The 20,188-nt window shown below is 69.0% G+C and carries 19 protein-coding genes and 1 other RNA gene; 9 read left to right on the top strand and 11 right to left on the bottom strand.

From position 1 onward, the window contains the following. Positions 1–2: 2 nt before the first annotated feature. Positions 3–746, top strand: a complete 744-nt coding sequence (locus AB7P10_RS03600; RefSeq protein ID WP_428292469.1) for a type 1 glutamine amidotransferase — start codon at positions 3–5, stop codon at positions 744–746. A gap of 8 nt (positions 747–754) precedes the next feature. Here AB7P10_RS03600 and AB7P10_RS03595 read toward each other — a convergent pair whose 3' ends face one another. Beyond that, positions 755–1,195: an acyl-CoA thioesterase gene (locus AB7P10_RS03595; RefSeq protein ID WP_428292468.1), complete on the bottom strand. Its 441-nt coding sequence runs from the start codon at positions 1,193–1,195 to the stop codon at positions 755–757. A gap of 38 nt (positions 1,196–1,233) precedes the next feature. On the opposite strand from AB7P10_RS03595, the gene AB7P10_RS03590 reads away from it, so the two are divergent. The 5 genes from AB7P10_RS03590 (at position 1,234) to htpX (ending at position 6,890) form a co-directional block, all read left to right on the top strand. After that, positions 1,234–3,078, top strand: a complete 1,845-nt coding sequence (locus AB7P10_RS03590) for an ABCB family ABC transporter ATP-binding protein/permease (protein ID WP_428292467.1) — start codon at positions 1,234–1,236, stop codon at positions 3,076–3,078. Between the two features lie 11 nt (positions 3,079–3,089). Next, positions 3,090–4,016: a LysR substrate-binding domain-containing protein gene (locus tag AB7P10_RS03585; protein WP_428292466.1), complete on the top strand. Its 927-nt coding sequence runs from the start codon at positions 3,090–3,092 to the stop codon at positions 4,014–4,016. A gap of 40 nt (positions 4,017–4,056) precedes the next feature. Then, on the top strand, positions 4,057–5,103 hold the full coding sequence (pyrC, locus tag AB7P10_RS03580) for a dihydroorotase (RefSeq protein ID WP_428292465.1): 1,047 nt from the start codon (positions 4,057–4,059) through the stop codon (positions 5,101–5,103). Between the two features lie 47 nt (positions 5,104–5,150). Continuing rightward, complete coding sequence (locus AB7P10_RS03575; protein ID WP_428292464.1) at positions 5,151–5,861, top strand: DUF3025 domain-containing protein; 711 nt, start codon at positions 5,151–5,153, stop codon at positions 5,859–5,861. Positions 5,862–6,020: 159 nt separating this feature from the next. Beyond that, the gene (htpX, locus tag AB7P10_RS03570) at positions 6,021–6,890 is read left to right on the top strand and encodes a protease HtpX (RefSeq protein ID WP_428292463.1); all 870 of its coding nucleotides are present in this window, start codon (positions 6,021–6,023) and stop codon (positions 6,888–6,890) included. 100 nt (positions 6,891–6,990) lie between these two features. On the opposite strand, the gene AB7P10_RS03565 is transcribed toward htpX, so the two are convergent. Further along, entirely contained in the window at positions 6,991–7,692 is a 702-nt protein-coding gene (locus AB7P10_RS03565) for a glycine zipper 2TM domain-containing protein (protein ID WP_428292462.1), read from the bottom strand. A gap of 100 nt (positions 7,693–7,792) precedes the next feature. Continuing rightward, on the bottom strand, positions 7,793–9,628 hold the full coding sequence (locus AB7P10_RS03560) for an NAD(P)/FAD-dependent oxidoreductase (protein ID WP_428292461.1): 1,836 nt from the start codon (positions 9,626–9,628) through the stop codon (positions 7,793–7,795). A gap of 125 nt (positions 9,629–9,753) precedes the next feature. Between AB7P10_RS03560 and AB7P10_RS03555 the strand changes: the two genes are divergently transcribed. The 3 genes from AB7P10_RS03555 (at position 9,754) to rnpB (ending at position 12,112) form a co-directional block, all read left to right on the top strand. Continuing rightward, a complete protein-coding gene (locus AB7P10_RS03555; protein WP_428292460.1) occupies positions 9,754–10,356 on the top strand; it encodes a DUF2239 family protein in 603 nt (200 codons plus the stop codon). A 42-nt stretch (positions 10,357–10,398) separates the two neighbouring features. Then, complete coding sequence (locus AB7P10_RS03550; RefSeq protein WP_428292459.1) at positions 10,399–11,754, top strand: MATE family efflux transporter; 1,356 nt, start codon at positions 10,399–10,401, stop codon at positions 11,752–11,754. 22 nt (positions 11,755–11,776) lie between these two features. Beyond that, an RNA gene (gene rnpB / locus AB7P10_RS03545) (RNase P RNA component class A) lies at positions 11,777–12,112 on the top strand. A gap of 95 nt (positions 12,113–12,207) precedes the next feature. Here the strand turns inward: rnpB and AB7P10_RS03540 are convergent. From AB7P10_RS03540 to AB7P10_RS03505, 8 genes are all read right to left on the bottom strand, one after another. Then, positions 12,208–12,552: a low affinity iron permease family protein gene (locus AB7P10_RS03540; protein WP_428292458.1), complete on the bottom strand. Its 345-nt coding sequence runs from the start codon at positions 12,550–12,552 to the stop codon at positions 12,208–12,210. An 88-nt stretch (positions 12,553–12,640) separates the two neighbouring features. Continuing rightward, positions 12,641–14,362: an MBL fold metallo-hydrolase gene (locus AB7P10_RS03535; RefSeq protein ID WP_428292457.1), complete on the bottom strand. Its 1,722-nt coding sequence runs from the start codon at positions 14,360–14,362 to the stop codon at positions 12,641–12,643. A gap of 149 nt (positions 14,363–14,511) precedes the next feature. Continuing rightward, positions 14,512–15,249 (bottom strand): aspartate/glutamate racemase family protein, encoded by a 738-nt coding sequence (locus AB7P10_RS03530; RefSeq protein ID WP_428292456.1) that lies wholly within the window; start codon positions 15,247–15,249, stop codon positions 14,512–14,514. Positions 15,250–15,263: 14 nt separating this feature from the next. Continuing rightward, a complete protein-coding gene (locus AB7P10_RS03525; RefSeq protein ID WP_428292455.1) occupies positions 15,264–16,007 on the bottom strand; it encodes a GntR family transcriptional regulator in 744 nt (247 codons plus the stop codon). After that, entirely contained in the window at positions 16,004–16,903 is a 900-nt protein-coding gene (locus tag AB7P10_RS03520) for an ABC transporter permease (RefSeq protein ID WP_428292454.1), read from the bottom strand. Before AB7P10_RS03520 ends, AB7P10_RS03525 begins: the two co-directional genes overlap by 4 nt. A gap of 2 nt (positions 16,904–16,905) precedes the next feature. Continuing rightward, positions 16,906–17,805, bottom strand: a complete 900-nt coding sequence (locus tag AB7P10_RS03515; protein ID WP_428292453.1) for an ABC transporter permease — start codon at positions 17,803–17,805, stop codon at positions 16,906–16,908. Between the two features lie 2 nt (positions 17,806–17,807). Continuing rightward, on the bottom strand, positions 17,808–19,100 hold the full coding sequence (locus AB7P10_RS03510) for an ABC transporter substrate-binding protein (protein ID WP_428292452.1): 1,293 nt from the start codon (positions 19,098–19,100) through the stop codon (positions 17,808–17,810). 57 nt (positions 19,101–19,157) lie between these two features. Continuing rightward, positions 19,158–20,183 carry an ABC transporter ATP-binding protein gene (locus tag AB7P10_RS03505; protein WP_428292451.1) on the bottom strand — a complete coding sequence of 342 codons (1,026 nt, stop codon included), beginning with the start codon at positions 20,181–20,183 and terminating at the stop codon, positions 19,158–19,160. Positions 20,184–20,188 lie beyond the last annotated feature (5 nt).

Below are 20,188 nucleotides of genomic sequence, written 5' to 3'. Positions count from 1 at the left end.
GCATGAGCGCATGCGACTTCCACACGCCGGCCGAGGTGCTGGTGCTGCAACACCTTTTCGAGGACGGTCCTGGCTACCTGGGGCAGTGGCTCGATGCGCAGGGCATCCGGTGGCACCTGCGCTGCGCCGAGGCCGGCGAGGACTACCCGGCCGCGGTGCGCGGCTACCGTGGCCTGGCCGTGCTGGGGGGTGCCTGGAGCGCCAACGACGAGCGCCCCACGCTGCGCCAGGCCGAGGCCCTGATCCGGGAGGCCGACGCGCTGGGCATTCCCGTGATCGGGCATTGCCTGGGCGGGCAATTGATGGCGCGGGCGTTGGGCGGGCGGGTGGAACGCCTGCCCCAGCCCGAGGTGGGCTGGTGGCCGATGGCGCACAACGGCAGCGCGGCGGCGCGCGCCTGGTTCGGTGACGACGCCGCACCCACGGTCTTCCAGTGGCACCAGGACAGCTTCGTGGCGCTGCCGCCGGGGGCCGAGGTGCTGGCCTCGTCACCCACCTGCGCGCACCAGGCATTTGCGCTGGGGCCGCACCTGGCCATGCAGTTCCACATCGAGATCACGCCGGCCAAGATCGCCGCCTGGCTGGAGCACCCTGGCGAGGCCTACCCGGTGCATGTGCTGCTGCACCGCGACAGCGTGCAGGACCCGGCGGGCATGCACGCCGCCACCCGCGTGCACCAGGCCGGCAGCGAGGCGCTGGCCGCGCGCATCTACGCCAGCTGGCGCGCGCGCTGGCCGGCGGCCTGAGGCTTGCCTCAGCCCGCCGCGCCGGGCGGGCTGTCGTTCTCGCGCGCGATCGGTTTGGGCCGGCCGTTGTCGTCGATCGCCACGTAGGTCAGGCTCGCCTCGGTCACCTTCAGGTACTGGCCCTGGGTCGAGAAGCGTTCGGCGAACACCTCGACCTGCACCGTGACCGAGGTGCGGCCCACGCGCGTGATGTGGGCAAAGAAGCTCAGGATGTCGCCCACGCGCACCGGCTGCTTGAACACGAACTGGTTCACCGCCACCGTGGCCATGCGCTCGCGTGCGTAGCGCGCGGGCAGCACCGCGCCGGCCAGGTCGACCTGGGCCATGACCCAGCCACCGAAGATGTCCCCGTTGGCGTTGCAGTCGGCCGGCATGGGGATGACCTTGAGCACCAGCTCGCGGTCCTGCGGCAGGGTGGTTTCGGGGTTCGGGCTTGATTCGGGTGACATGGGCACAATCTGTGGACGACGACGTCCGATTCTCCCGCATGCGCCCCGACTCCTCCGCCCGTTCCTCCATCGCACTGCCCGCCAGTCCCGCGGCGCCCGGTGCCCAGCCGCCGGCGCAACGCTCGGACTGGGTCACGCTCGGGCGCCTGCTGCCCTACCTGTGGCAGTACAAGCTGCGCGTGGTGCTGGCGCTGGCTTTCATGGTGGGCGCGAAGATGGCCAACGTGGGCGTGCCGTTGCTGCTCAAGGAGCTGGTCGACGCCATGACCATCAAACCGGGCAGCGTGGAATCGCTGCTGGTGGTGCCGCTGGGCCTGTTGCTGGCCTACGGTCTGCTGCGCCTGTCCACCAGCGTGTTCACCGAACTGCGCGAACTCGTGTTTGCCAAGGCCACCGAAGGCGCCACGCGCAGCATCGCGCTGCAGGTGTTCGGCCACCTGCATGCGCTGAGCCTGCGCTTTCACCTGGAACGCCAGACCGGCGGCATGACGCGCGACATCGAACGCGGCACGCGCGGCGTGCAGTCGCTGATCTCGTACTCGCTCTACAGCATCTTTCCCACGCTGATCGAGGTGGCCATGGTGCTCACCCTTCTGGGCACGAAGTTCGACATGGGCTATGTGTGGATCACGCTCGTGGCGCTGGTGCTGTACGTGACCTTCACGGTGGTCGTGACCGAGTGGCGCACGAAGTTCCGGCGCCAGATGAACGAGCTGGAGTCCACCAGCCAGAGCCGCGCCATCGACTCGCTGCTGAACTACGAGACGGTCAAGTACTTCAACAACGAAGACTTCGAGGCGCGGCGCTACGACGAGGCGCTGGAGAAGCTGCGGCGCGCGCGCATCAAGAGCCAGACCACGCTCTCCCTGCTCAACGCGGGCCAGCAACTGGTGATCGCGATCGCGCTGGTGCTGATGCTCTGGCGCGCCACGCAGGGTGTGGTCAGCGGCGAACTCACGCTGGGCGACCTGGTGATGGTCAACGCCTTCATGATCCAGCTCTACATCCCGCTCGGCTTCCTGGGCGTGCTGTACCGCGAGATCAAGCAGAGCCTGACCGACCTGGACAAGATGTTCGTGCTGCTGGAGAAGGAACGCGAGATCGCCGACGCGCCCGGTGCGCAGCCGCTCGTTCTGTCCGGCCCGCCGGCGGTGAAGTTCGAGGACGTGCACTTTGCCTACGAACCGGCGCGCGAGATCCTGCACGGCGTCAGCTTCGAGATCCCGCCCGGCAAGACGGTGGCGGTGGTCGGGCCTTCGGGCTCGGGCAAGAGCACGCTCGCGCGCCTGCTCTACCGCTTCTACGACATCGGCTCGGGCGCGATCACGCTCGACGGCCAGGACATCCGGGAGGTGACGCAGGCCAGCCTGCGCCAGGCCATCGGCATCGTGCCGCAGGACACGGTGCTGTTCAACGACACCATCGAATACAACATCCTGTACGGCCGCCCCGACGCCGGGCACGAGGCCGCGGTGCAGGCCGCGCAGGCGGCGCACATCCACAGCTTCATCGAACGCCTGCCACTGGGCTACGCCACCATGGTGGGCGAGCGCGGCCTCAAGCTCTCGGGCGGCGAGAAGCAGCGCGTGGCGATCGCGCGCACGCTGCTCAAGAACCCGCCGATCGTGATCTTCGACGAGGCCACCTCGGCGCTGGATTCGGCCAATGAGCGCGCGATCCAGGCGGAGCTCAAGAGCGCGGCGCGCAACAAGACCACGCTGGTGATCGCGCACCGGCTCTCCACCGTGGTGGATGCGCACGAGATCCTGGTGCTGGTCAACGGCGAGATCGTCGAGCGCGGCACGCATGCGGCGCTGGTCGCGCGCGGCGGGACGTATGCCGGCATGTGGGCCTTGCAGCAAAGCCAGTCCGACTCGCCATAATCGCCCCCCATATGGAAACCAAATGGTTGGAAGATTTCGTCAGCCTCGCTGAAACGCGAAGCTTCAGCCGCTCGGCCCAGCTGCGCCATGTCACGCAGCCGGCTTTCTCGCGCCGCATCCAGTCGCTCGAGGCCTGGGCCGGCACCGACCTGGTGGACCGATCTTCCTACCCCACCCGCCTGACCCCCGCCGGCCAGACCCTGTATGCCCAGGCGCTGGAGATGCTGCAGGCCCTGCAGAGCACGCGCGCCATGCTGCGGGCGCACACGGCGGCCGCGCAGGACGTGATCGAGTTCGCCGTGCCGCACACGCTGGCCTTCACCTTCTTCCCGTCCTGGCTCTCGGGCCTGCGCGAGACCTGCGGGCCGATCAAGAGCCGGCTGATCGCGCTCAATGTGCACGACGCGGTGCTGCGCCTGGTCGAAGGCAGTTGCGACCTGCTGATCGCCTACCACCACGCCTCGCAACCGATCCAGCTCGATGCCACGCGCTACGAAATGCTGGCCCTGGGCCGCGAACTGCTGGGACCCTACGCGAAGCCCAATGCCCGGGGCGTGCCGCTGCATGCGCTGCCTGGCCAGCCCGGCCAGCCGCTGCCCTACCTCGGCTACGCCCCCGGCGCTTATCTGGGCCGCGCAGTGGACCAGATGGTCAAGCAGAGCATCCCACCGGTGCACCTGGACCGCATCTACGAAACCGACATGGCCGAGGGCCTCAAGGCCATGGCGCTCGAAGGGCATGGCATCGCCTTCCTGCCGGCGAGCGCGGTGCGCAACGAACTGGCCGCCGGCAAGCTGGTCTCGGCCGGCCCCGGGCTGGAGACCGCGCTGGACATCCGCCTCTACCGGGCGCGCCCGCTGGACGCCCAGAAGGGCAAGCGCGCGGTGCAGGTGTTCTGGAACCGGCTGGCCGAGAGCCTGGGCACGGTGCCGGCCTGAGCGCCGGGTCCCGCCGGGCCGGGGCTGCGACAATCCGGTCATGACCGCCCCTGCTCCCGATACCCTCACGATCACCCGCCCCGACGACTGGCACCTGCACGTGCGCGACGGCGAAGCCCTGCACACCGTGGTGCCCCACACCGCGGCACAGTTCGGCCGCGCGATCATCATGCCCAACCTCAAACCGCCGGTGACCACCGCGGCCCAGGCCGTGGCCTACCGCGAGCGCATCCGCGCCGCCGTGCCCGAAGGTGTGGCCTTCGAGCCGCTGATGACGCTGTACCTCACGGACAACCTGCCGCCCGACGAAATCGCGCGCGCGAAGGACGCCGGCGTGGTGGCCTGCAAGCTCTACCCGGCCGGCGCCACCACCAACAGCGACGCCGGCGTGACCGACATCCGCAAGACACACAAGACGCTCGAAGCCATGCAGCGCGCCGGCCTGCTGCTGCTGGTGCACGGCGAAGTCACCTCGGCCGACATCGACCTGTTCGATCGCGAGGCGGTGTTCATCGAACAGCAGCTGATTCCGCTGCGGCTCGACTTCCCGGAGTTGAAGATCGTGATGGAGCACATCACGACGAAGGAGGCCGCGCAGTATGTGGCCGAGGCCGGTCCGCACACCGCCGCCACGCTCACCGCCCACCACCTGCTCTACAACCGCAACGCCATCTTCACCGGCGGCATCCGCCCGCACTACTACTGCCTGCCCGTGCTCAAGCGCGAGACGCACCGCCAGGCCCTGGTGGCGGCGGCCACCAGCGGCAGCGACCGCTTCTTCCTCGGCACCGACAGCGCGCCGCACCCGGCGCACCTGAAGGAACACGCCACGGGCTGCGCGGGCTGCTACACCGCGCACGCCGCGATCGAGATGTACGCCGAGGCGTTTGATTCGGTCGGCGCGCTCGACCAGCTCGAAGCCTTCGCCAGCTTCAACGGCCCGGCCTTCTACAGCCTGCCGCGCAACAGCGGCACGGTCACGCTGCGGCGCGAGAGCTGGACCACCCCGGAGAGCTTCCGCTTCGGCGAGGCCGAGCTCAAGCCGCTGCGTGGCGGCGAGGCACTGCCCTGGCGACTGCAGGCCTGACACCCCGGGAGCCTGCGCCCGACTGGCGCGCGCCCTGGTTCGCGCCGTTGGCCGGCGGCGGCGAGGCGGTCGCGCAGGCCCTGGCCGGTGGTGCGCCGCTGCCGCAGGCGCTGGGTGCGGGCGGCCCCTGCCCGGTGCGCTTCGTGCCCCAGGCCGAGCTGCCCGCCGGCGTGGCCTACGAGCAGTTCATCTTCGACACGGGCTCTGTGCCCACGCGCGAGAACCTGCACGATTTCTTCAACGGTCTGTGCTGGCTGCGCTTTCCACTGGCCAAGCAGCGCCTGAACCGCCTGCAGGCCGCGCAGATCGCCGCCGACGGCGTGCGCGATGTGCGCGGACCGGTTCGCGATGCGCTCACCCTGTTCGACGAAAACGCCGCCCTGTTGCAGGCGCCCGATGCCTTGTGGACGGCGTTGCTCGAGCGGGACTGGCAGCGCCTGTTCATCAGCTTGCGCCCGCTGTGGGCGCAGGCGCGGCTGGTGCTGTTCGGTCATGCGCTGCTGGAAAAACTGGTGCGGCCCTACAAGTCCATCACCGCCCATGTGCTGCGCGAGCCTGTGCCCGCTTCGCTGGGCAGCGACATGGCGGCGTGGGACGCCTGGCTGTGCGAACACCTGAGCGCGCCCTTGCTGGCCACCAAGCCCTTCACACCGCTGCCGGTGCTGGGCGTGCCCGGCTGGTGGGCGGCGAACGACGACCCGGCGTTCTACGCCGACGCGGCGGTGTTCCGCCCGAAGCGTGCGGGCACCGGCGCCTGATTTCGCGCGCCGGCCGCTTGAATCCGGCGCCGCCAGCCCCATACTGGGTTCTCGGTATCATCCGCCGGCACCCGCCGCGGGCGGGAACCAGGAAGGCCCTTGAAGGGTCGCAATCGCAGGTCGCCACACCCCACGTGGCGCTGCACCAACGGAGAAAACATGAAGCGCATCCTGCTGTTCGTTCTGACCAACTTCGCCGTCATGGCGGTGCTGTTGATCACCACCCGCATCCTGGGCGTGGACCGTTTCCTCACCGCCAATGGTTTGAACATGACGGCGCTGGCCGGGTTCTCGCTCGTCATCGGTTTCGGTGGCGCGATCATCTCGCTGCTCATCAGCAAGCCCATGGCGAAGTTCAGCACCGGCGCGCGCGTGATCAACCAGCCGCAGACGGCCGACGAGGCCTGGATCGTGCAGACGGTGCAGAAGTTTGCCGACAAGGCTGGCATCGGCATGCCCGAGGTCGCCATCTTCGAGGGCGCGCCCAATGCCTTCGCCACCGGCGCGTTCAAGAACTCGGCGCTGGTGGCCGTGTCCACGGGCCTGCTGCAGAACATGACGAAAGAAGAAGTCGAGGCGGTGATCGGCCATGAGGTGGCGCACGTGGCCAACGGCGACATGGTCACCATGACGCTGATCCAGGGTGTGATGAACACCTTCGTGGTGTTCCTCAGCCGCGTCATCGGCTACGCGGTGGACAGCTTCCTGCGCCGCGGGAGCGACAGCAACTCCGGCCCCGGCATCGGCTACATGGTGACCACCATCGTGATGGACATCGTGCTCGGTTTCCTGGCCGCCATCATCGTGGCCTGGTTCAGCCGCCAGCGCGAATTCCGCGCCGACGCGGGTGCCGCCAGCCTGATGGGGCGCAAGCAGCCCATGATCAACGCGCTGGCCCGCCTGGGCGGCCTTACGCCGGGCGAACTGCCCAAGACCATGCAGGCGCTGGGCATCACCGGCAGCCTGGGCAAGCTGTTCAGCACCCACCCGCCCATCGAGGAGCGCATTGCCGCCTTGCAGCAGCAGTAAGCCTCTGAGGCCGTCTGCGGCGCCACCTCTCCAGGGGTGTTTCTGCGGCCACAAAAAAAAAGCGACCCTCGGGTCGCTTTTTTTTGTTGAGAGCCTTGACTCAGCGGTTGCGTTCCCAGCGGTCGTCATCGCGATGGCCTTTGTGGCCGCGGTGGTTTTTGTCGTAATGCGGGTGACCCGGGCCCCAGCGATAACCGTGGATGGGCATCACGGTGCCGGGGTGCGGGTAGTAGGTGGTGCCGATGGTGATGCGGGTGGTGGGCTCGACGTACTGCGTCTGCGGCCGGTACGAGGGGTAGGTCACGGGCGGGGGCGGCATGGCGTCGGCCGGGGTGACGTTCAGGCGCACGAAGCGGCCCGGGTCGTGCGGCATCTGCGTGCGGTACTGCCGGCCGGCGTACTCGTAGACCACGTCGTAGGCCACGGTGCGGTTTTCGTAGAAGGTCTGGGTGCCGCACTGGCGGTAGGTTTCGGTGTACGGCTGGCCCGGGCCTTCGATGCGGTTGCCCAGCATGGCGCCGCCGATCAGGCCGATCACGGTGGCCGCCGCCCGGCCACTGCCGTCGCCGATGGCGTTGCCCATGGCGCCGCCGGCGATGCCGCCGAGCAGCGCACCCGCACCGGACTTCTGCCCCTGGTGGGTGACCTGCTGGTCGCTGCAGACCTCACGCGGCACGGCCACCTGCTGGATCACGGGTGTGCTGCTGATGACGCGGCCCTGTTCGTCCTGCGCCTGCGCCAGCCCGGAGCCGGCCAGTGCGATCAGGCCGGTCATCACGGGAATCAGAACGGGGGTTTTCATGGGGTTCTCCTGTAGTGGACAGCCTGAAGTCTGCGCCGGTCCTGTCAACTCTGTGTGCGGCGCTTGTAAAGATGTGTGACGCGCGTGCGATGTGTCGCGCTCAGGCGGTGTGCAGCAGTTCGCGCGCCAGGGCCTCGGCCACCTTGAGCCCGTCCACGCCGGCCGAGAGGATACCCCCCGCATAGCCCGCGCCTTCGCCGGCCGGGTACAGGCCACGGGTGTTCAGGCTCTGGCAGTCCTCCCCGCGGGTGAGGCGCAGCGGCGACGAGGTGCGGGTTTCCACGCCGGTGAGCACCGCGTCGGGCATGTCATAGCCCTTGATCTTGCGGCCGAACACCGGCAGCGCCTCGCGCATGGCCTCGATGGCGTAGCCGGGCAGGGCGGGGGCCAGGTCGCCCAGTTTCACGCCGGGCTGGTACGAGGGCTCGACCTCGCCCAGCGCGCTGGAGGGGCGCTGCTGCAGGAAGTCGCCGACCAGCTGGCCGGGCGCGTCGTAGGTGGCGCCTCCGAGCTGGTAGGCACGCGCCTCGAGCTGGCGCTGCAGCACGATGCCGGCCAGCGGGTGGGTCCGGCCCTGCTGCGCGAACTGGCGGGCCTGGTCGGCGTAGCGCGCGCCATCGGCCGGACCGAATGCGGCCGTCCACTCGGGCAGGTCTTGCGGGAAGGCCTGCGGGAAGTCCGCCGGCTCGATGCCGACCACCAGACCGGCGTTGGCGTTGCGTTCGTTGCGCGAGTACTGGCTCATGCCGTTGGTGACCACGCGCCCCGGCTCGGACGTGGCGGCCACCACCATGCCGCCCGGGCACATGCAGAAGCTGTAGACCGCGCGCCCGTTCTTCGCGTGGTGCACCAGCTTGTAGTCGGCCGCGCCCAGCAGCGGATGGCCGGCATGGCGGCCCCAGCGCGCGCGGTCGATCACGCCCTGCGGGTGCTCTATGCGAAAGCCGATGGAGAAGGGCTTGGCCTCCATGAACACGCCGGCGTCCCACAGCAGGGCGAAGGTGTCGCGCGAACTGTGGCCCAGGGCCAGCACCACATGGCGCACCGGCATGTCCAGCGTGTCGCCGCTGTCGAGGCGCCGCACCTGCAATGCGTCGACCCGTTGCGCGTCGCCATCGCCATCGCCATCGCCTGCGAGGGTGATGCCGCAGACCTGGTGCTGGAAGCGGATCTCGCCGCCGAGCGCGACGATCTTCTCGCGCATGGCCTCGACCACGCGCACCAGCTTGAAGGTGCCGATGTGCGGGTGCGCGGTGTAGAGGATTTCGGCGGGCGCGCCCGCGTCCACGAATTCCTGCATGACCTTGCGCCCCAGGTAGCGCGGGTCCTTGATCTGGCTGTAGAGCTTGCCGTCGGAGAACAGGCCGGCACCGCCTTCGCCGTATTGCACGTTGCTCTCGGGGTTGAGCACATGGCGGCGCCACAGGCCCCAGGTGTCCTTCGTGCGTTCGCGCACCGGCTTGCCGCGCTCGAGCACGATGGGTCTGAACCCCATCTGCGCCAGCGCCAGCGCGGTGAACAGGCCGCAGGGTCCCAGGCCCACCACCACCGGTCGGTCGCGCTCGTCCGCGGGCCAGCCGGCGGACGAGCGGCCGGGCGGGTGCCAGGCCATGTCGGGCGTGGGCTGCACGTGGGGCTTGCCGGCGTGCGAGGCGAGCAGGGCAGCCTCCTGCGACGGGTCGGCCAGCGCCACGTCCACGATGTAGACCGCCAGCAAGTCGGCCTTGCGCGCGTCGAAGCTGCGCTTGAAGACGTGCAGGTGGGCGATTTGCGCGGCATCGATGCCCAGGGCGGCCGCGGCAAGCGCCGTGAGCGCGGCCACCGGGTGGGGCGGCGGCTGGCGGTCGTCCTCGGTTTCGGTGGGCGCGTCGGCGGCGCGGCGGTGCTCGACGGGCAGCTCGGCCAGGGGCAGCTTGAGTTCGGAGAGGCGGATCATGTGTCGTGCGGCTTGTGGTGATCAAGCAAGTGACGGGGCCCGCGTATTGTCGTCAAAGCGCCACGCACTGGCTGCCCTCTTAAAATAACCCGGGTAAAACAATTAAACCCGGGCATAATTGCGGCATGAACACCGATACCCTTCCCCGTTGCACCGCGTTCCTGGGCGCCCGGCGCGTCGCCTTCGGCCCTTATGACGACGTGGCGCGGGCGCTGGCCGTGCTCGATCTCTCGGCCGGCGGCCTGCTGGTGTTCGACGATGCCACCGGCGCCCAGGTGGACCACCCCTGGCCGCCGGGATGGGGCTCGGCCCCACCGGCTGACCCTGCTCCCGCCCGTGCCGCCCCCGCCGCGCCGCCCCAGGTGGGCCGCCCCCGCATGGGCGTGGTGGCGCGCGAAGTGACGCTGCTGCCGCGCCACTGGGAATGGCTGTCGCAGCAGCCGGGCGGCGCATCGGCGGCCCTGCGCCGTCTGGTGGAGGAGGCGCGCCGCACCCACGCCGGGCGCGACGCCGCGCGGCTGGCAACCGAGCGGGCCTACCGTTTCATGAGCGCCATCGCCGGCGGGTTCGAGGGCTTCGAGGAGGCGTCCCGCGCGCTGTTCGCGCACGATGGCGAGGCGTTTGCGCGGCGCATCGCCTACTGGCCGCCGGACGTGCAGGCCCACCTGAACTGGCTCGCGCGCGACGCGTTCGTGTCGGCCGACGCCGGCTCGGCGTCCGTGCCCTGATGCCCGGACGCGATTCCCTGACTTTGTCTTCCCCTTCACACCATGTCCCACATTCCCCAGCGCCCGCTCTGGCGCGTCTACCTTGTGTTCCTCGTGCCCATGGTGCTGTCCAACATCCTGCAGGGCCTGTCGGGCACGCTCAACGGCATCTTCATTGGCCAGATGCTGGGCACGCAGGCGCTGGCGGCGGTCTCGGGCATGTTTCCCATCGTGTTCTTCTTCATCTCGCTGGTGATCGGCATCGGCGCGGGCGCCTCGGTGCTGATCGGCCAGGCCTGGGGAGCGCGCGAGCCTCACAAGGTCAAGACGATTGCAGGCACGGCGCTGGTACTGGGCGCGCTCATTGGTCTGGTGGCCGCGGTGCTGGGTCTGGTCTTCGCGCGGCAGGCCATGCAGGCGCTGGGCACGCCGGTGGACGTGATTGACGACGCGGTGGCCTACGCGCGGGTGATGCTGCTCATCATGCCGCTGCTGCTGGTGTTCATCCTGTTCACGCAGCTGTTGCGCGGCGTGAGCGACACCGTCTCGCCGCTGTTGGCGCTGCTGCTGTCCACCACGATGGGCCTGCTGCTCACGCCGGCGCTCATCCAGGGCTGGCTCGGCCTGCCGCGCCTGGGTATCCAGAGCGGGGCATATGCGGGGTTGGTGTCGTACGCGGCCGCGCTGGGCTTCCTGGTGTGGCGCCTCCAGCGGCGCCAGCATGTGCTGGCCTTCGACCGCGAGCTGCTGCAGGCCCTGAGGCTGGACCGCGCCATCCTGGCCAAGGTGATGCGCATCGGGCTGCCGACCGGCTTGCAGATGGTGGTGATCTCGGTGTCCGAGCTGGTGATCCTCGCGCTGGTGAACGGCCACGGGTCGCAGGCCACCGCTGCGTATGGCGCGGTCACGCAGGTGGTGAACTACGTGCAGTTTCCCGCGCTGTCGATCGCCATCACCGCCTCCATCCTGGCGGCGCAATCCATTGGCGCGGGTCGCGTGGAACGACTGGGCGACATCCTGCGCACCGGGCTGTGGCTCAATGCCGCGCTCACCGGCAGCCTGGTGCTGCTGGGCTACCTGCTTTCGCACTCGCTCATGGGCCTGTTCCTGACGCAACCCGAGGCGCGCGAGCAGGCAGGGCACCTGCTGCACATCATGCTCTGGAGCATTCTGGTGTTCGGCTTCCAGGCGGTGGTGGGCGGCATCATGCGCGCCAGCGGTGACGTGCTGGTGCCCATGGCGATCTCGGTCTTCTGCATCCTGGGCATCCAGCTGCCGGCCGCCTATGTGCTGGACGCGCACCTGGGCCTGTCGGGCGTGTGGGTGGCGTTCCCGGTGGCGTATGTGGCCATGCTGCTGCTGCAGGGCACCTACTACCGCGGGGTGTGGCGCCACCGGCGGATCGAGCGCCTGGTCTGAGGGCGGGGGATAATCGCCCGGTGAAGCGCGCCAGGCCGCCGCTGGCACGATGCCCGAAAGGGTGTGCTGGAGGAACGTCCGGACTGCACAGGACAGCGTAGGAGGTAACACCTCTCCACCGACAAGCCGCAAGGCCCTAAGGTGAGGATCAGAGCAACAGAGACGAGCCGCTTCAGTGCGGGTGAAACGGGCAATCTCTACGCGCAGCAATACCAAATAGGCCAGCGTTGACGTGGTTCCGCGGAGCTGGCGGGTAGGTAGCACCGAGCCGGGTGGGCGACCCCCGGCCCAGATGAATGGCGGTCACGTCCGGGGCAACCCGGACGCACAGAATCCGGCGTAACGGCGCGCTTCACACTTTTCCCCCGTCGCTGGCGTTGTTGCTGTCGTTGTCGCCGGTGCAACCGCCCCCAGGGATGGTGGCATTTCCGATCCGGGATGGCGATCTCCCGTTCAAGTCTCCGGACTGTCCGTGTCCTTCTCGCCTCGCTGCAACAGCGCCCGTGCCTCGGTGGCCAGCGCCTCGTACTTCACGCGGAAAGCGTCCAGCTCCTCTTCCTCCAGCTCTTCCAGGTCGAGCAACGCGTTGTGCGCTCCCTGCGTGGCGCGGATGAGTTCGTCCAGTTTCAGCTGGATTGCCTGGGTGTCGCGGTTCTGCGTGTTCTGGATCAGGAAGACCATCAGGAAGGTGATGATGGTGGTGCCAGTGTTGATCACCAGTTGCCACGTATCGCTGAAGCCGAACAGCGGCCCTGTGACGAGCCACACCAGGATGAGCGCGACCGCCAGGGTGAACACGCGCGGGCGGCCACAAAATGGGACGCGGCCTTGGCCAGGCGGGAATAGCGGTTGGTGGGTTTCGGCATGGCGCGTAGCTCCGGCGCGTTCAGAGGTTGAAGCCCCCCAGGCTCTGGATGCGCTCCACGTGCGCCAACATGGAGCGCTTGGCCACGGGCCAGAGCCGGTCGGGCACGTCGTCGTAGGCGATCTTTACCCAGTCGTCCATGGAGCCTTCGGGCACGGCCGCCATGGCGCGCGCGACCTTGGCTTCGCGCGCGAGGCGGTGCGCCTTGAGGTGGGCGATGGCCGCGCGCGCGCCGCCCTCGGCCGGTGCGCTGGGGTTGTCGGCGCTGCGACGCAGGTCGCCCAGCACGTAGCCGTGCGCGGGCAGCAGGAACTCGATGCCGTGGCGCTCGCAGAGCGCATCGAGCTTGTCGAGCGAATCCAGGTACGCACCCATGTTGCCGTCGGGCGGGTCGATCACGGTGGTGCTGCCGTTGAGGATGTGGTCGCCGGTGAGCAGCAGGCCGTCTTCCACCAGCGCCAGGCACAGGTGGTTGGCGGCGTGGCCGGGGGTGTGCACCACCTCCAGCGTGTGCGCGACCATGCCGTCGGCGGATTGGCCGACCAGCACGAGCTGTTCGCCGTCGGCCAGCGCGCGCTCGGGGGTGAAGCGGCTGTTCTCGCGCGAGGTCGGCGCGCTGGGCAGGCCGAGGATGGGCGGTTTCTCCAGCCCGGCCGCCACGCAGAGTTGCTGCAGGCGCGGCGCGCCGGGCGAGTGGTCTGGGTGCGAGTGGGTGCAGACGATGGCCTGGACGCGGCCACCGGCGGCGCGCCACAGGCGTTCGATGTGGGCGGGTTCGTCCGGGCCGGGGTCGATCACGATGTGGCCGCTGGCCGGGTCGCCCACGATGTAGCTGTTGGTGCCCGGGCCGGTCATGAAGCCGGGGTTGGGCGCGGTCAGGCGTTGCACGTTCTTCAACAACTGGACTGGCTGCTCGTGCTGCCAGTCCAGGCTGTGCACGATCTGGCCGTCGGGGCAGACCATGGCCAGTTCGCCGAACGGCGGCTCGTGCTCCATGTGGCGCGACTCGGTGCCGTGGGTCAGGCCGGCGCGCGGGCAACTGGTCCACAGCGGTTCGTCGTTGCGGGCGCAGGCGTCCAGGACGGCCTGCACGGTGGGGTATGCCTGCAGCCGCTCCAGCGTGCGGATGGTCGGGAAGATGATGAAGAAGCTGCCGGCCTGGTGGCGCTCCAGCGCATCGGCCGGGCGCACCCAGACCGGCTCGAATTGTTCGGCCTCGTCGGCCACGGGTTGCTGGCGGTCGGGCATGCGCGCCACGAGGAAGGGCACGTCGAAGCGGCGCGGCAGGTCGCGGTCGGTGATCCAGTGCGCAAGCACGAAGACGCCGGCGCCGTCGAGCGTGAGGCCGTGGGCCTGGCACTGCGCGGCGAACGGGGCCTTGCGGTCCAGCCGGGCGATGTCGCTGTCGTCCACCGGCGTGCCGTCGGCCCGGTGGGCCAGCAGCACGCCAAGTTCCTCGAAGCTCTCGCGGATGGCGGCAATGGCCTGGGTCAGGTGCAGGTCGCCTTGCGTGTCACGCCGCGTGGACATCGCGTGGGACTGGGCGTCCGCGGCGTCGATGCCGCCGCCAGGGAACACGTAGGCGCCGGGGGCGAAGCTGGCCGTCATGGAGCGGCGCGTCATCAGCACTTCGATGCCGGGGCGCGCCGGATCGGTGCTGTCGCGCAGCAGCAGCACGGTGGCGGCGGGCCGCACGGCGGCCAGGGGGCGGGGAGGGTGCAGGAGTTGGGTGGGGCGGACCATGCGGCATTTTGCGGCAAGCTCGTGACGCGCATCGGTCGTGTGCGTATGGTCCAGAGGCACCAAGGCGCGGCTCCGCCGGGCCAAGGCGCCGTCCCCCTCCCGCCGCAGGCGAGAGAGAGGGGGAAGCCGCGAAGCGGCGCAGGGGGTGCTTAGCGCTCCCCCAGCGCCGTCATGTCGGGCGAGAGGCCCTGCCACGCCACATCGAAGCCCGGCCGGTCTCGCTCCGGTGGCAGGGGTGCGCTGCGCAGCGCCCAGTGCGCGCCGGCCAGCACGCTGTCGATCACCGGCAGCGGCACCTCGGCCTGCACCGCGGCGGCCATGCCGGCCAGGCCCGCGCCGCCGAGGATGACGGCCTGCACACCCAGCTGGCGCGAGGCGTCGCGGCAGGCCTGGGCGAGCAGGGCGCGCGCGGCCACCGGGTCGGCCGCGAGCTGCGCGCCGGTGGGCGCCACGGTGTGGATGCCGGCGAGCTGCTGGGCCTGGCCGAGGGCCTGCGCCAGGCGCTGCAGCATGGGCCCCCAGCGCTCGCCGCCGGTCACGATGGCGTAGCGCCCATGGCGCGCGGCTTCGACGAAGGCGGCCTCGGCCAGGCCGGTCACCGGCACCGGGCTGCTCTCGCGCAGTGCCATCAGGCCGGGGTCGCCAAAGCAGCCGATCAGCACCGCATCGGGCGCGGGTTCCTGGGTTGCCAGGTCGTGTGCCCAGGCATCGAGCGCGGCGTGGGCGGCCACGGCGTAGCTGGCCTCGTCGGCGATGTAGGGCGAGCCAAAGCGCGCGGTGACCGTGCGCACCTTCACGTGCAGGCCGGCGGCCTGCTGCACGTGGGTCTGCAGCAGCGAGCTGACGCCGACCGAGGTGTTGGGGTTGATGACCAGCAGGTGCCGCATGGACCGTGGGCTGCTCAGGCCAGCGGGGCGAACAGGCGTTCGAGGTCGGGGGCCTGCCCGGTGGGAGGTGCAAAGTCGAGCTGGGCTTCGAGCCGTTCAAGGTGTTCGCGCATCAGGCGCGCGGCCTCGCGCGCGTCGCGCAGCTTGATGGCGGCCAGCAGCGCGCGGTGCTCCTCGCAGCCGCAGGCCGTGGCTTCGCGCCGTGCCTGCAGGTGGCTGCTGCTGTAGGTCATGAGGATGAGCGAGGTGCGCGAGACCATCTCGCGCAGGATGCGGCCCATGGTCAGCTGGCCGGCGCATTCGGCGATGTGCAGGTGGAAGTCGCCCGAGAGGCGGATGGCGCGGCGCATATCGCCGGCCTCGCGCGCGGCTTCCTCGTCGCGGATGCAACGGGTCAGCAACTGAATGTCCTCGCGCGTGGCGCGGCCCACGAAGCGCTCCACAAGGCGCGACTCGATCAGGCGGCGCACCTCGAACACCTCGCGCGCTTCCTGCTCGCTCGGTTGCGCGATGGTGGCGCCCCGGTTTGGCGTGAGCGTGACCACCTGTTCGTTGGCCAGGCGCACCAGCACCGGCCGGATGAGTGTGCGCGAGACACCGAAAGCGCTGGCCAGCCGGTCTTCCACCAGCTTGGTGCCCGGAGGCAGGCGGTGGTCGAGGATGGCTGAGACCACGCGCTCGTAGATGGTGCTGTCGATGCCGGTGGGAGCGGCGTCTTCGTTCGGGGATGCGGTTCGTTGGCGCAGCCGGGACGTCATGCGGGCCTGCCCCTCTTCTGGCGCCGGCCCAGCCACAGGGCGAGCGACACGGCCACACCCATCACCAGCAGCGAGACCACGGTCGTCACGGTGCCCAGCGCGTAGATGGCCGGGGTGGTGACGGTGGAGGTGAGGCCCTGCAATTCGAGCGGCAGCGTGTTCACGTCGCCAATGGCCTGTGAGGTGCGCGCGATCTCGTCCCAGCTCAACGTGAAGCCGAACATGCCGATGCCCACCACCGACGGGCCGATCAGCGGCAGCACGACATGGCGGAAGCCCTGCCAGGGTGTCGCACCGAGGTCGCGCGCGGCCTCTTCGTATGCCGGGTTGAAGCGGTTGAACACGGCGAACATGATCAGCAGGCCGAACGGTAGCGTCCAGGTGAGGTGCGCGCCCAGTGCCGAGGTCATGAGGCCGAGCGCGGTGCCGTAGTTCTCCAGCGTGCCCGTGGCCCCCACCGCTTCCAGCAGCCACTTGATGCCACCATCGAGCAGGCGGAACTGCAGGCCGATGCCGAGCGAGACGATGATGGAAGGCATGATCAGGCTGGCCACCGTCATGTAGAAGAGGGCGTTGCCGCCGCGCAGCGGCTTGCGGAAGGCCAGGCCCGCGAGCACCGAGAGCACCACGGTGAAGGCCATCACCACGCCCCCGAGCATGAGCGAGCGCAGAAAGGCCGCGCCAATGTCCACCGTGCCCAGGCCTTCGGCCAGCTTGCCGAACCAGTGCAGGGACAGCCCGCGCAGCGGGAACGTCAGCCCGCCTTCCGGGCCCTGGAAACTCAGGATGAAAATGACGAACATCGGGCCGTACATGAACAGCACGAACAGCGCGAAGACGATGGCCAGCGGCCAGAAGCCGGGCGCGCGGGGTTCGACGATGCGGGGCGCGGCCATTTTCAGAGTTCCTTGCGGATGTCCACGAGCCGGGTCAGGCCCCAGATGATCATCAGCACGATGGCCAGCAGGATCACCGCGTTGGCCGCGGCCAGCGGGAACTGCAGGTAGCTGGTCTGCACCTGGATGATCTTGCCCACCGAGGCGATCTGCTGGCCGCCCATCACGCCGATGGTGACGAAGTCGCCCATGACGATGGTGATGACGAAGATGGAACCGATGATGATGCCGGTCTTGCACAGCGGAACGATCACGTTCCACAGCGTCTGCCAGCTGCTGGCGCCACTGTCACTGGCGGCTTCGAGCAGGCTGCGGTCGATGCGCATCATGCTGTTGAAGATGGGCACGATCATGAACATGGTGTAGAGGTGCACGAAGGCCAGCACGACCGAGAAGTCGGAAAACAGCAGCCACTCCACTGGCTCGTCGACCACGCCCAGACCGGTAAGGGTCTGGTTCACCAGGCCATTGCGGCCAAGCAGTGGCACCCAGGAGATCATGCGGATGACGTTGGACGTCCAGAACGGCACGGTGCACAGCACGAACAGCAGCGTCTGCATGCCGGGCGAACGCACATGGAAGGCCAGGAAGTACGCCACCGCGAAACCCACCACCAGGGTGATGCCCCAGACTAGCAGGCAGAACTTGAGCGTGGACAGGTAGGTGGAGAGCGAGACGCAGAAGTCGCCGTGGTCGGTGAGGGTGGAGCAGCCCTCGAAGATGGCCGCGTAGTTGCGCAGCGTGAAGGCCGGGATGAGTTCGTATTCGTTGAAGTCCCAGAAGCTCACCATCAGCGTGAGCGCCAGCGGGATCACGAAGAACACCACGAACACCAGCGTGAACGGCGCGGCCTGCCACCAGGCCTGCACGGTCTTGACGGGGTTCGTGGTGCTGTGGCTCATGGTCAGGCCGCCACGAACTCGTTCCACTTGCGGACCATGTACTCGTTCTCGTCCATGACCGCGTTCCAGCAGGCGATGCCGCCCATGCGCGCTTCGTAGCTGCCGCCGTCGCGCACGCTGCCGGCCTTGGCCAGCACGTCGCCGTTGGGGCTCTTGATGTCCTGTGACGCGGGCTTGCCCTCCATCCAGTAGGCCCATTCGTAGGCTTCCATCTTGGCCTTGGCGGTGTCGAGCACGGCGCTGTAGTAGCCCTGGCGGTTCAGGTAGGCGCCGGCCCAGCCGTCAAGGAACCAGTTGATGAACTCGTAGGCGCCGTCGAGCTTGCGGCCGCTGAGCGTGGCGGGCAGACCGAAGCCGGCGGCCCAGGCGCGGTATCCCTCTTTCAGTGGCTGGAAGTTGCAGGCGATGCCCTTGGTGCGCACGGCGGTCACGGCCGGGCTCCACATCGACTGGATCACCACCTCGCCCGAGGCCATCAGGTTCACCGACTCGTTGAAGTCCTTCCACAGCGCACGGAACTGGCCGGCCTTCTTGGCCTCGATCAGGGTCTTGATCGTCAGGTCGATCTCGGCCTTGCTCATGTTGCCTTTGTCCTTGTACTTGTGGATGCCCTTGGCCTCCACCACCATGGCGGCGTCCATGATGCCGATGGACGGGATGTTCAGGATCGCGGCCTTGCCCTTGAACTCCGGGTTGAGCAATTCGGCCCAGCTCTCGATGGGGCGCTTGATCAGGTCGGGCCGGATGCCCAGCGTGTCGGCGTTGTAGACGGTGGGGATCAGCGACATGAACTGCGTCGGCGCCGTCGCGAACTTCTTGCTCTTCTCGCCTTCGAGGAAGATCACCTTCTTGGGGGCGGTGCCCTGGTCGCCCACGGCCTTGCCGGCCACGGTGCCGGTGGTGAACAGCGGCGTGATCTTGTCGGCGTTCTTGATCTTCTTCGTGTCGATGCCCTTGAGGTTGCCAGTGGGCACGATCTTCTTGAGCGAGAAGTACTCGGTGTCGATCAGGTCGAAGCTGTTGGGTGCGGTCACGGCGCGCTTGGTCACGTCGTCGGTGGTCACGGCCACGTACTGGATCTCGATGCCGGTGTCGGCCTTGAACTTCTCGGCAATGGCCTTGTCCTGGTTCACGGCGGTGCCCAGGTAGCGCAGCACGATCTTGTCCTGCGCGTGCACGGCGGGCGCCAGGCCGCTGGCGAGGATGCCGGCCATGCCGGCCGTGCCCTGCAGCAGGCTGCGCCGGCTCAGGCCGGTCGTGGCGGGGGTGTTGGGCTCGTGTTCGGGTCGGGACATGGCGAATCTCCTGCGGTGCGGGTGGTGGGAAGGGGTGAAGAAAACCCGGGGTGCGCCTCAGGCGGCCAGGGTGGGCGGAAAGGTGTGGGCCTGCCAGGCGGACCACGTCAGGCTGACCTGGTCGCCCGGTGCATAGGGGCGCTGGGCGAACCGGGCCTCGGGCAGCATCACGGAGACGGTCTCGCCTTCGTGGCCTTCGCTCAGGTGCAGGCCGAGCAGCACGTAGCTGCCCTGGTATTCGACGTCGTGCACGGTGGCGGGCCAGCCGCTGTCGCCGTCGGTCAGCGGGGCGAGGTGGATGTGGTCGTTGCGCACCGCCACCTTGCCCTGCGTGGTCTCGAGCACGTTGTGGCCACCCATGAAGCGCGCCACGAACTCGCTGGCCGGGCGGTTGTAGACCTCGTGCGGCGAGCCCACCTGCTCGATGCGGCCCTGGTTCATCACCACCATGGTGTCGGCCAGGGCCATCGCCTCCTCCTGCGAGTGCGTGACATGGATGAAGGTCAGGCCCAGTTCCTTCTGCCAGCGGCGCAGTTCGGCGCGCATCTGCACGCGCAGGAACGGATCGAGTGCGGACATCGGCTCGTCCAGCAGCAGCACGCGCGGTTGCGTGATGAGGGCGCGCGCCAGCGCCACGCGCTGTTGTTGTCCGCCCGAGAGTTCGCCGGGCTTGCGCTGGGCCAGATGGCCCATGGCCACGCGTTCCAGCAGGTCCTGGGCCTGTCGGTGGCGTGCCGCCTTGTCCACGCCCTTCATCTTCAGGCTGAAGGCCACGTTGTCCAGCGCCGAGAGGTGCGGGAACAGCGCGAAGCTCTGGAACATCATGGCCGTGCCGCGTCCGGCGGCCGGCAGATGGGTGATGTTGCGGTTCTCCAGCAGGATGTCGCCGCTGGTGGTGCTCTCGTGGCCCGCGATCATCCGCAGCGTCGTGCTCTTGCCGCAGCCCGAGGGCCCGAGCAGGCAGCAGTAGCTGCCGCTGGCGATGCGCAGGTTGATGCCGTCCACGGCCACGCTGCCGGCGGCGTACTGCTTGGTCAGCGCGATGAGTTCGATGCCGGCGGGCGTCGGGGCGGGGTCGTTCATGCCCC

Origin of the sequence: Hydrogenophaga sp., from assembly GCF_050182545.1 — a bacterium.
In the GTDB taxonomy this organism is placed as follows: Bacteria; Pseudomonadota; Gammaproteobacteria; order Burkholderiales; family Burkholderiaceae_C; genus Hydrogenophaga.
The sequence above is the reverse complement of the archived record's forward strand: the minus strand, read 5'-3'. Positions and strand labels throughout refer to the sequence as shown.

Coding starts and splice junctions, on each gene's coding strand:
- AB7P10_RS03600 (WP_428292469.1), top strand. CDS start 3: ATGAGCGCATGCGACTTCCACACGCCGGCCGAGGTGCTGGTGCTGCAA.
- AB7P10_RS03595 (WP_428292468.1), bottom strand. CDS start 1,195: ATGTCACCCGAATCAAGCCCGAACCCCGAAACCACCCTGCCGCAGGAC.
- AB7P10_RS03590 (WP_428292467.1), top strand. CDS start 1,234: ATGCGCCCCGACTCCTCCGCCCGTTCCTCCATCGCACTGCCCGCCAGT.
- AB7P10_RS03585 (WP_428292466.1), top strand. CDS start 3,090: ATGGAAACCAAATGGTTGGAAGATTTCGTCAGCCTCGCTGAAACGCGA.
- pyrC (WP_428292465.1), top strand. CDS start 4,057: ATGACCGCCCCTGCTCCCGATACCCTCACGATCACCCGCCCCGACGAC.
- htpX (WP_428292463.1), top strand. CDS start 6,021: ATGAAGCGCATCCTGCTGTTCGTTCTGACCAACTTCGCCGTCATGGCG.
- AB7P10_RS03565 (WP_428292462.1), bottom strand. CDS start 7,692: ATGAAAACCCCCGTTCTGATTCCCGTGATGACCGGCCTGATCGCACTG.
- AB7P10_RS03560 (WP_428292461.1), bottom strand. CDS start 9,628: ATGATCCGCCTCTCCGAACTCAAGCTGCCCCTGGCCGAGCTGCCCGTC.
- AB7P10_RS03555 (WP_428292460.1), top strand. CDS start 9,754: ATGAACACCGATACCCTTCCCCGTTGCACCGCGTTCCTGGGCGCCCGG.
- AB7P10_RS03550 (WP_428292459.1), top strand. CDS start 10,399: ATGTCCCACATTCCCCAGCGCCCGCTCTGGCGCGTCTACCTTGTGTTC.
- AB7P10_RS03535 (WP_428292457.1), bottom strand. CDS start 14,362: ATGGTCCGCCCCACCCAACTCCTGCACCCTCCCCGCCCCCTGGCCGCC.
- AB7P10_RS03530 (WP_428292456.1), bottom strand. CDS start 15,249: ATGCGGCACCTGCTGGTCATCAACCCCAACACCTCGGTCGGCGTCAGC.
- AB7P10_RS03525 (WP_428292455.1), bottom strand. CDS start 16,007: ATGACGTCCCGGCTGCGCCAACGAACCGCATCCCCGAACGAAGACGCC.
- AB7P10_RS03520 (WP_428292454.1), bottom strand. CDS start 16,903: ATGGCCGCGCCCCGCATCGTCGAACCCCGCGCGCCCGGCTTCTGGCCG.
- AB7P10_RS03515 (WP_428292453.1), bottom strand. CDS start 17,805: ATGAGCCACAGCACCACGAACCCCGTCAAGACCGTGCAGGCCTGGTGG.
- AB7P10_RS03510 (WP_428292452.1), bottom strand. CDS start 19,100: ATGTCCCGACCCGAACACGAGCCCAACACCCCCGCCACGACCGGCCTG.
- AB7P10_RS03505 (WP_428292451.1), bottom strand. CDS start 20,183: ATGAACGACCCCGCCCCGACGCCCGCCGGCATCGAACTCATCGCGCTG.